We start from the raw sequence: 8,881 nt of genomic DNA, 5'->3' as shown, positions 1-8,881 counted from the left end.
GGGCCTTTCGTTTTGAGGCCGAGGCTGCAGAACCGAGCGACGGTCGACGGCGGCTACCCGCTTCGGGCAGCCGCCGGACCTTCGAGCGACCTTACTCCGCGCCGTCGCGGCCCGTGCCGGTGGACTGTCCACCCTTGCGGCCTGCCGAGGAGGCCAGTTCGCGGTCCTGGGAGAACGAGCGCTTCTCGGCCGGGACGCTGCGTCCGCCCTTGCTCGCGATCTCGCGCTGCCGCTCCAAGTTCATCGACGCAAAACCCCGCTTCGAGGTCGAATTTCCGGATGCCATCAGTTCCTCCTCAGGCTTCGCTTCACCTCGACACAACCTTCACCAGTAACCGATGGTTCCTCGCTCCAGCCATCTCCAAGCTTAGCGGCAACCGCGGTCCGTCGCGGCGCGTTGAACGAGTCGACGAAGGCCCGGCAAAAGCTTGGCCGTACGGCTGGAAGGCTTGAATTCATAATGACGAACCGCGCGATGGTGACGGGTCCGGCCGAGGACGATAACGGCCAGCGGCCGAATACGAAGCCCCTGCCGCCGATGCCCGCGGCCGAGGACAGTCCTACGCCGACCACCGACCGGGAGCCGATCGATTCGCCGCAGCCGAATGCGAGCGTGGAGCGCGCCGCCCCGGATGCGCAGCGCCAGGGGCTGGCGACGAAGCGCTGAACGCGTTCGTTACACGTGCGTGAAGCCCCTCGACCTCACGCAGCCATCGCGACGCGACGAACGGCGCCTCGCCGCGGATCGGAAGGTCCGTCGACCGGTGTAGCCGCCATCATCGGACCGGGACTGGACAAGTCTTGTCCGAGCCTCTTGGGTAAACGCGCAGAACGCGGCAGGCATCGGGCCGGTTCGGATCGCGTCCCGGAGCGTAGCCATGACCCTCGACACGGAGGTCTCGTCCCTCAGGCAGGTGCCGCTGTTCCGCGGGGTCGAGCCCAGCCGGCTCAAGCTCCTCGCCTTCACCAGCGAGCGCGTGCATTTCGAGGTGGGGCAGCGCTTCTTCACCCGCGGCGACGCGGCTGACGCCGCCTACCTGATCCTGGAAGGCAGCGCCGAGGTGAGCATCGAGGGGCCGGCCGGCCCGATCCGGCTGGCCCTGCTCGGAGCCGACGCGCTCGTCGGCGAGATGGGCATCCTGGCCGACCAGCCGCGTTCGGCCACCGTGACGGCCGAGACGGCGGTGACGGCGCTGCGCATCGACCGCGGGGTCTTCCTGGAGTTGCTGGCGCAGTTCCCGCAGATCAGCATCGCCCTGATGCGCGAGCTGGCTCTGCGCCTCGAACAGACCAACCAGGCGCTCGCCCAGAGCCGGAACTAGCCCGGCCCCGGCCTTCTCCAGGCGATCAGCGGTTCTTCCAGCCCCAGGGGCCGTAGATCGGATAGCCGCGGCGGGCAGCCTCGTATTCCGCACCCGGATCGTTCGGGCGGTAGCCGTTTCGATAGGCGTAGGGGCTTGCCTCGGCGTAGCCGGGGTTCTGCAACTCCTGCCGCAACCAGCCGTCGCCCTCGCCGGAGGAGCCCCCGCCGCGCGCCTGGGCTGCGCCGGCCGTGAGGGCGAGGACGGCCGTGGCCGCCAGCAGTATGCGCGTCATCGTCGTCTCCCGAAGCTCGATCGGGGATAACGGCCGCGGGGCGCTTCCGTTGCCGGCCACGCTCGTCAGGCGGGGGGATAGGTGATGAATTCCATCAGCGAACCGTCCGGATCGCGAAAGTAGACGCTGATCCCGGCGCCGGCCGCCCCGTGCCGCTCCACCGGCCCGCGCTCCACGGGGACGCCGGCCTTCGCGAGGTGCGTCATCGCCTCCTCGATGCTGCCCGACCAGCGGAAGCAGAGGTCGCTGCCGCCGGGCATCACCGGCTTCTCGGCCACGGGCTCGCCCACCTGCCCCGGCCCGTGGCAGTTCAGTTGCATGCCGCCGAAACGGTAGGCGAAGCCGCGGCCCACCGGGATCACCTCGGCGCCGAGCACGTCGCGGTAGAAGGCGGTCGCGCGGTCCCAGTCGGAGACGTGGATCACGCAATGGTCGAGGTGGATGGCCGGGCGCAGGCCGGCCTCGCTCAGGCTGCCGTCGCCCTCGGTCAGGGTCAGGGTATCGGCCATGGGACGCCTCGTGGAATGACGGAGTTCACGACGGGTGACAGGCCGGTCAGATAGGGCGCCCGCGACGCGTGCGGGAGGCCGGACGCCGGATGCGGGGCCGGCCGCTTCGCGCCGGGCTGCGGCGCAAAAGTCACATCCCGGAAGGCGGCGAGGGGGTAGTCAGGTCGTTCAAGACGATCAACCCGTATGGTGAGGCCCATGCACACCCGCCGGATTCTGCTCGCCGCCCTCGCCATCGCGCCCCTGGCCGCCTGCCAGCAGCGCGCGCCCCTCCAGGTCGCGGCCGACGACGACTCCGCCTGGTACATCGGCACCAAGCCCGACAAGCCCTACGACGTGCCCCTGGTGGATACCGGCCGCCTCGACCCGAAGTACCGCCGGCAGGTCGTGCGCTACACCGGGCCGGAGCGGCCGGGCACCATCGTGGTCGACATCGACCAGCGCCAGTTGGCCCTGGTCCAGGCGGACGGCACGGCGGTGCAGTACGGCGTCGGCGTGGGCAAGCTCGGCTTCTCCTGGAAGGGCGAGGCCCGCGTCGGCCGCAAGGGCGTCTGGCCGGACTGGAGCCCGACCACGACGATGGTCTCCCTGAACCCGGACATCGCGCGCCAGCGCAAAGGGGGCGTCGACAATCCGCTGGGCGCCCGCGCCCTCTACCTCTACCAGGGCAACCGCGACATCCTGTTCCGCATCCACGGCACCAACGAGCCCTGGAGCATCGGCGAGCAGATGTCCTCGGGCTGCATCCGCATGCTCAACGAGGACATCGTCGACCTCTACGAGCGGGTGCCTGTGGGCACGCAGGTGCTGGTGAAGCGAAACGGCAAGTATCGGGTCTGAGCGGTCGCCGCTGGGCGGAAGCGGCAGCCGACGGTCCGAACCCGTTGCGACGGCCGGGTTTTCCGCCATAGTCGTGGGACGAGCGGGGCGTCTACGGCCCGCAGGTTCTTCCACCGGCGGACGCAGCCCGCATGAACGCGATCCCGTTCGACACCCTGAAGTTCGCCCGCGCCCTGCGGGACAAGGCCAAGCTCTCTCCCGAGCAGGCGGAGGGGTTTGCCGACGCCATCGGGGAAGCCATCCAGAGCGACCTGGCGACGAAGGCCGACCTCCTGGCCACGCGGACCGATCTGCGAACCGAGATCCAGGCGACGCGCACCGATCTGAGGAGCGAGATCCAGGCGACGAAGAGCGAGATCCGCGAGACGGAGCTTCGCCTGAAGGCCGAGATCGAGGCGTCCAAGGCCGAGATCGTCAAATGGATGTTCGGGACGATCGGGTTCCAGACCCTGATCGTGCTGGGGGCCGTCATCGCCCTCGCGCGCGTCGCCAAGCCCTGAACGGGCGACGGCCGCCGAGAAGGCGTCCGCTCAGGCCGGCCTGTCCTTTCCTTCCGTGAACTCGCGCCACAGCAGCACCAGGGCCGCCATCACCGCGGGGCCGAGGAACAGGCCCAGCAGCCCGAAGGTCTCGACGCCGCCGAGGATGCCGAGCAGCACCCAGAGGAAGGGCAGCTTCGTCGCGCCGCCGATCAGCACGGGGCGCACGAAGTGGTCGGCCACGAAGGTGACGACGAAGCCGGCCGCGACCACGACGAGCGCCGGCACGGTGGCGCCCTGCGCGACGAGGATCAGCGCGGCGATGCCGAAGGCGACGGGCGCGCCGAACGGGATCATCGCGGCCACGGCCGTGAACGCCCCGAACAGCACCGGGTGGGGCACGCCGGAAAAGTAGTAGACCACGCCCAGCAGGAACCCCTCGCCGAGCCCGACGAGGACGAGGCCGTCGACGGTGCCGTGCACCGAGGCCACCATCTGGCGGGCCACACGCTCGCCGCGGGGGCCGAACAGGCGGGTGCAGGCGACGAGCACCTGCGCACTCACCGCGCGCCCGTCCCGGAACAGGAAGAACAGGGCGACGAGGCTGAAGCCGAACAGCACGCTCCGGTGCAAAACCTCCCGCCCCAGGTTGCGCGAGAGGCCGATCAGGGAGCCGTTGTCGAGGCGGTGCAGGAGTTCCGAGCCCGCCTCTGGATGGCTCAGGTTCGCGTTCCACCACGCGGTCGCCTGGGCGGCGGCGAAGGGCAGGCGTGCGAGGAACTCCGGCGCCGGGATGCCGCTCTTCTCGGCCTCGCGCACGAACTCGGCCGCATCGTGGGCCTCGCGAGCCGCCTGGACGCCGAGCACCACGAGGGGCGCGAGGAACACCAGGGCGACGGCCACCGTCGCGAGCAGCGGCAGCAGGATGTTGTGCCCGCCCGGCGGCCAGCGCCGTTCGGCGTGGGCGTAGAGGGGCCCGAGCGCTATGGCGAGCACCACGGCCCAGGCCAGGGCCGGCAGGAAGCCGTGCAGGATCCACAGGCCCAGCGCCGACAGGACCAGGACCAGGGCGACGCGGGCGGCGCCCTGCGAGCGGGCCCGCTCCAGCGGCGGCAGGGCGGCCGGCTCCTCGGCAGCGTGCATCGTCCGTTCCATCCGCCTCGAAGCTCCCGGCCCCATCCGTCGCCTCCACATAGGACGGTCGCGGTCCGGCGGTATGGGCCATGTGATGCGCGGGTGCGGGAAGCGCGGCGTTGGGAAGCGCCGCACGGTTGCCGGGCCGGACCCCCTCGTGTAGAGGTCGCCGCCATCCAACGGGGCCGTCAGCGCACGCTCCGTGACGCGACGCAGGCCGCGCGGACGGGAGCGCCGGACCGCCCGGCGCCGACGGTCGCGCCGCGCCGGCCGACCCAGACCCTTGACGCGGCGAGAACGTATGTCCGACCAGCCCACACCCGGCAGCACCGCCACCTTCGAGCGGGTGGCCGACATCATCGCCGAGACCGCCGACATCCCGCGCGAGAAGATCACGCCCGAGAGCCACGCCATCGACGACCTCGGCATCGATTCCCTGGCCTTCCTCGACATCGCCTTCGCGGTGGACAAGGCCTTCGGCATCAAGCTGCCGCTGGAGCGTTGGACCCAGGAGGTCAACGAGGGCAAGGTCCCGGCCGAGGCCTATTTCGTCCTCAAGAACCTGTGCGCGCGCATCGACGCCCTGGTTGCGGAGAAGACCGCCAAGGCCTGATCCCGAAACACAGCCCGGCCGGCCGCCATGCGCCTCGAATATTTCGAGATGATCGATTCCGTGGTGCGGCTCGACCGGGCCGCCGGCCGGATCGAGGCCCTGGCGCACGTGCCCCTGGAAAGCCCGGTCTTCGAAGGGCACTTCCCCGGCCACCCCCTGGTGCCGGGCGTGCTGCTGACCGAGACCATGGCGCAGGCCTCGGGCTATCTCATCCTCGCCCATCTCGACTTCGTGCGGATGCCCTTCCTGATGGCCGTGGACAAGGCGCGCTTCCGCGCCTTCGTCGGGCCCGGCGCGGTGCTGTCCGTCGCCGCGAGCCTGGAGCACGACGGCTCGGGCTACGCCGTGACCAGGGCGTCGATCCAGGTCGAGGGCAAGCCCCTGGCCGACGCGGAACTGCGCTTCCGCACCATGCCCTTCCCCGACGGCCTCGACGCGCCGATGCGCGAGCGCGCCCGCCGGATCGGGCTCCTCGATGGGGCGCAATCGTGAGCCGCGCGGTCGTCGTCACCGGGCTCGGCCTCGTCTCCTGCGCTGGCGAGGGGCTGACCGCCCATCTCGAGACCCTGGCCTCCGGCGCCTCCCCGCGCACGGATGCGGAGACCTTCGCGCCCTATCCGGTGCACCCAGCGCCCGCGATCGCCTGGGACGGGCAGATCCCCAAGAAATCCGACCAGCGGCAGATGGAGGCGTGGCAGCGGCTCGGCGTCTACGCGGCGGGCCTCGCCCTCGACGCGGCGGGGGTGAAGGACGATGCGGCGTTCAAGCAGAACCTCCACCTCGTCGTGGCAGCCGGCGGGGGCGAGCGCGACTACGCGGTGGACGGGGCGATCCTGACGGGCCTGCGCGACGCGGCAGAACCCGGCGCCTACCTCAACGAGCGGCTGCTCAACGACCTGCGCCCGACCCTGTTCCTGGCCCAGCTCTCGAACCTGCTCGCGGGCAACATCGCCATCGTGCACGGGGTGACGGGGGCCTCGCGCACCTTCATGGGCGAGGAATCGGCGGGCGTGGACGCCCTCCGGATCGGGCAGGCGCGGATCGCCTCGGGCCAGATCGACGCGATGCTGGTCGGCGGCTCCTACAGCGCCGAGCGGCCCGACGTGCTCGTCGTGCACGAGATGGGCGGGTTCCTGCGCAAGGGCGGTTATGCCCCGGTCTTCGCGCGCGAGGACGGGGCCGGGTTCATCCTGGGAAGCTGCGCCGCCTTCCTGATGCTGGAGGCCGCCGAGACGGCCGCTGCCCGCGGGGCGCGGGCGCTCGCCCGCCTCGGCCCGGTGGCCTGCGACCGCACCCGGCGCGAGCCCGGCAGCGCGGGCGCGAGCCTCGGCCGGATGTGGGCCCAGGCCGGCGTGGAGCGGCCGGGCACGGTCCTGTCCGGCGCCACAGGCGTCGCCCCGATCACCGCCGAGGAGCAGGCGACGCTGACCGGCCTCGCCCCGGGCGTCCCGGTCCAGGCGCTCGGCGACCTGTTCGGCCACGGTCTCGAAGTCACCGCCCCCTTCGGCGCGGCCCTCGCCGCCGGCCTCGTGGCGGAAGGCGAGCCGGAGGTCGCCGTCACGACGGTGGGCCATAGGCGGGGCGAGGGGGTTTTGCGGCTGCTGGCGGTCTGAGGACGCAGCCAAGCGTCGGCGTTCGTGCAGAAATCAAGACTTTCGCAACGGCGCAGAGGCTTTGGAAACCTTGGCCTTCCTCGTTGCAGAAGTCTGTTGCAAAATGCAGGCATGATCTACGGCTATGCCCGCGTTTCCACCAGCGCCCAACACCTCGCCGCCCAACTTGACCGGCTCAAGGCGGCAGGGTGCGAGCGCATCTTTCACGACAAGCTGGGCGGCCTCGCCAAGAAGAGCCCGCAGCTCAAGAAGCTGCTTGCGACTGCCGCTTTTAGCGATACCGTCATAATCCCTACCATCGACCGCCTGTCGCGCGACACCGCCGATCTGCTGAGCATCGCCCGCGACCTGAAGGCCGCAGGCGTGGCGCTGCGCTCTCTGGCGGAACCGCTGATCGACACCAGCAGCGAGTTTGCCGATATCGTGCTCGCGGTGTTGGGGCTGGCCACGAAGCTCGAACACAAGCGCATCCGCGAGCGCACGGCCATAGGCCGCGCCGCTACGAAGGCGGCAAGCAAACGGCTAGGCCACGCGCCGAAGACGATACCAGACCAGATCAAGGAAGCCATCCGGCGGCGCGAGGCGGCCCTTGAAGCGTTTGCCACTATCGGGCGCCGCTGCAACGCCAGCGCGTTCACGATTTCAGGGCTAAGAGCAGAGGCGCGGGTGTAATGGATTGGGGTGTCATCGTTGCAACTCTGCTAGGGCCTATTTTGGCCGTTCAAGCGCAGAAGTGGATCGAACGTCTCAACGAAAAAAAGAATAAGCGTCAGACCCTCTTTCAAGTGTTGATGGCGACGCGGGCAGTGCGGGCTGGCTCTATGGAGCATGTTCAAGCTTTGAACTTGATCGAACTTTTCTTTAGCGGGCGCGGGACAAAGGAAAAAGCAGTTCGAACTGCATGGGCGGAATATTTTGACGAACTAAAACAGCAGGCTCAAAACACACCAGCCGCGCCGGTCCGAGCAGAATCTGCCGAAAACCTTCTTGTCGAGTTGCTTCATGCCATGTCGCAAGCGTTGGGCTACGACTTCGACAAAGTACAAATTAAGCGAGGCGCCTATTATCCGCAGCTTCATCATGACGAAGCTTTAGCACGGCAAATCATTCGCGATGGAATGGTTAGAGTAGCGACAGGCCACGCTGCGTTGCCCGTGATTATCTATCCAACCCCGCAAGCTCCACCAGCCGCAGGTGAAGCATCGCAAAAATTAGCTCCATAACCTCCGTTACCCGAACTGCTCCCGCAGAATCCGCTCGTCCAGGCTGTGTCCCGGATCGTGCAGCAGCACCAGGTCAGTCGCCCGGTCGAGCCAGGTCTCCACCGTGCAGACCCGGCGGAACTCGGTGTGGTCGGCGACCGCGGCGACGGGGCGGTGCTCGGCGTCCAGCACCTCGATGCGGATGCGGGCGTAGTCCGGCAGCAGGGCGCCGCGCCAGCGGCGGGGGCGGAAGGCCGAGATCGGGGTGAGCGCCAGGAGTTTGGCGTCGAGTGGCAGGATCGGCCCGCCGACCGAGAGGTTGTAGGCCGTCGAGCCCGCGGCGGTGGCCGCCAGCACCCCGTCGGCGATGAGTTCCTCCAGGCGCACGTGCCCGTCCACCGCGATCTTGAGCTTGGCGGTCTGGTGGGTCTGGCGCAGGAGGTAGACCTCGTTGATCGCTCGCGCCCGGTGCTTGCGGCCTTCCGTGTCGGCCGCCTCCATCAGCAGGGGGTGGATCACGCTGCGGTGGGAGGCTTCCAGGCGCTCGAGCAGGTCCTCGTCCCGGAACTCGTTCATCAGGAAGCCGACCGTGCCGCGGTTCATGCCGTAGATCGGCTTGGCCGCGTCGATGAAGCGATGCAGCACCTGTAGCATCAGGCCGTCGCCGCCGAGCGCCACCACCACGTCGGCGTCCTCGGGCGCGACGTGGTCGTAGCGCCGCATCAGGAGGGCGGCGGCCTCGCGCGCGTTCCCGTTCGGGCTCGCGACGAAGGCGATCTTGTGGAAGCGCGGCATGGGTCGTCGGGTCCGCCCTGTTGACGCGGGGACGCGCCGGGTCCTCACTCGCGAGGCCAGTACCACCTGCCGGAGAGCCATAGCATGGAGCGGCCGCTCC

14 protein-coding genes are annotated in these 8,881 nt (G+C 69.5%); 9 read left to right on the top strand and 5 right to left on the bottom strand.

Annotated features, from left to right (window positions below; translation table 11 throughout):
- Positions 1–91 precede the first annotated feature (91 nt).
- Entirely contained in the window at positions 92–286 is a 195-nt protein-coding gene (locus COGEMETH_RS10780) for a con-10 family general stress protein (protein ID WP_238182567.1), read from the bottom strand.
- 189 nt (positions 287–475) lie between these two features.
- Here COGEMETH_RS10780 and COGEMETH_RS10775 point away from each other — a divergent pair, with 189 nt between their 5' ends.
- Complete coding sequence (locus COGEMETH_RS10775) at positions 476–667, top strand: hypothetical protein (protein ID WP_238182566.1); 192 nt, start codon at positions 476–478, stop codon at positions 665–667.
- A 211-nt stretch (positions 668–878) separates the two neighbouring features.
- Positions 879–1,322, top strand: a complete 444-nt coding sequence (locus tag COGEMETH_RS10770; protein ID WP_238182565.1) for a cyclic nucleotide-binding domain-containing protein — start codon at positions 879–881, stop codon at positions 1,320–1,322.
- A gap of 25 nt (positions 1,323–1,347) precedes the next feature.
- On the opposite strand, the gene COGEMETH_RS10765 is transcribed toward COGEMETH_RS10770, so the two are convergent.
- The gene (locus COGEMETH_RS10765) at positions 1,348–1,596 is read right to left on the bottom strand and encodes a hypothetical protein (protein WP_238182564.1); all 249 of its coding nucleotides are present in this window, start codon (positions 1,594–1,596) and stop codon (positions 1,348–1,350) included.
- Positions 1,597–1,661: 65 nt separating this feature from the next.
- Positions 1,662–2,105, bottom strand: a complete 444-nt coding sequence (locus tag COGEMETH_RS10760) for a VOC family protein (RefSeq protein WP_238182563.1) — start codon at positions 2,103–2,105, stop codon at positions 1,662–1,664.
- 198 nt (positions 2,106–2,303) lie between these two features.
- Here COGEMETH_RS10760 and COGEMETH_RS10755 point away from each other — a divergent pair, with 198 nt between their 5' ends.
- Positions 2,304–2,945: a L,D-transpeptidase gene (locus COGEMETH_RS10755; protein ID WP_238182562.1), complete on the top strand. Its 642-nt coding sequence runs from the start codon at positions 2,304–2,306 to the stop codon at positions 2,943–2,945.
- 131 nt (positions 2,946–3,076) lie between these two features.
- Complete coding sequence (locus tag COGEMETH_RS10750) at positions 3,077–3,445, top strand: CCDC90 family protein (protein ID WP_238182561.1); 369 nt, start codon at positions 3,077–3,079, stop codon at positions 3,443–3,445.
- A gap of 30 nt (positions 3,446–3,475) precedes the next feature.
- Here COGEMETH_RS10750 and COGEMETH_RS10745 read toward each other — a convergent pair whose 3' ends face one another.
- Positions 3,476–4,579 carry an AI-2E family transporter gene (locus tag COGEMETH_RS10745; RefSeq protein ID WP_238182560.1) on the bottom strand — a complete coding sequence of 368 codons (1,104 nt, stop codon included), beginning with the start codon at positions 4,577–4,579 and terminating at the stop codon, positions 3,476–3,478.
- Between the two features lie 280 nt (positions 4,580–4,859).
- Between COGEMETH_RS10745 and COGEMETH_RS10740 the strand changes: the two genes are divergently transcribed.
- The 5 genes from COGEMETH_RS10740 to COGEMETH_RS10720 all read left to right on the top strand — a co-directional run bounded on the left by COGEMETH_RS10740 (position 4,860) and on the right by COGEMETH_RS10720 (position 8,007).
- Entirely contained in the window at positions 4,860–5,171 is a 312-nt protein-coding gene (locus COGEMETH_RS10740; RefSeq protein WP_238182559.1) for an acyl carrier protein, read from the top strand.
- A 27-nt stretch (positions 5,172–5,198) separates the two neighbouring features.
- Positions 5,199–5,663, top strand: a complete 465-nt coding sequence (locus COGEMETH_RS10735; RefSeq protein WP_238182558.1) for a 3-hydroxyacyl-ACP dehydratase FabZ family protein — start codon at positions 5,199–5,201, stop codon at positions 5,661–5,663.
- Positions 5,660–6,784: a beta-ketoacyl-ACP synthase gene (locus COGEMETH_RS10730; RefSeq protein WP_238182557.1), complete on the top strand. Its 1,125-nt coding sequence runs from the start codon at positions 5,660–5,662 to the stop codon at positions 6,782–6,784. Before COGEMETH_RS10735 ends, COGEMETH_RS10730 begins: the two co-directional genes overlap by 4 nt.
- A gap of 111 nt (positions 6,785–6,895) precedes the next feature.
- Entirely contained in the window at positions 6,896–7,456 is a 561-nt protein-coding gene (locus tag COGEMETH_RS10725) for a recombinase family protein (RefSeq protein WP_238182556.1), read from the top strand.
- A complete protein-coding gene (locus COGEMETH_RS10720) occupies positions 7,456–8,007 on the top strand; it encodes a DUF6680 family protein (protein WP_238182555.1) in 552 nt (183 codons plus the stop codon). Before COGEMETH_RS10725 ends, COGEMETH_RS10720 begins: the two co-directional genes overlap by 1 nt.
- A gap of 6 nt (positions 8,008–8,013) precedes the next feature.
- Here the strand turns inward: COGEMETH_RS10720 and COGEMETH_RS10715 are convergent, their stop codons facing one another.
- Positions 8,014–8,781: an NAD kinase gene (locus COGEMETH_RS10715; protein WP_238182554.1), complete on the bottom strand. Its 768-nt coding sequence runs from the start codon at positions 8,779–8,781 to the stop codon at positions 8,014–8,016.
- Between the last annotated feature and the right edge of the window lie 100 nt (positions 8,782–8,881).

Source organism: Methylobacterium trifolii (genome assembly GCF_022179685.1).
GTDB lineage: Bacteria > Pseudomonadota > Alphaproteobacteria > Rhizobiales > Beijerinckiaceae > Methylobacterium > Methylobacterium trifolii.
Note: the sequence above shows the minus strand (reverse complement) of the source record. Positions and strands in the feature narration are given on the sequence as shown.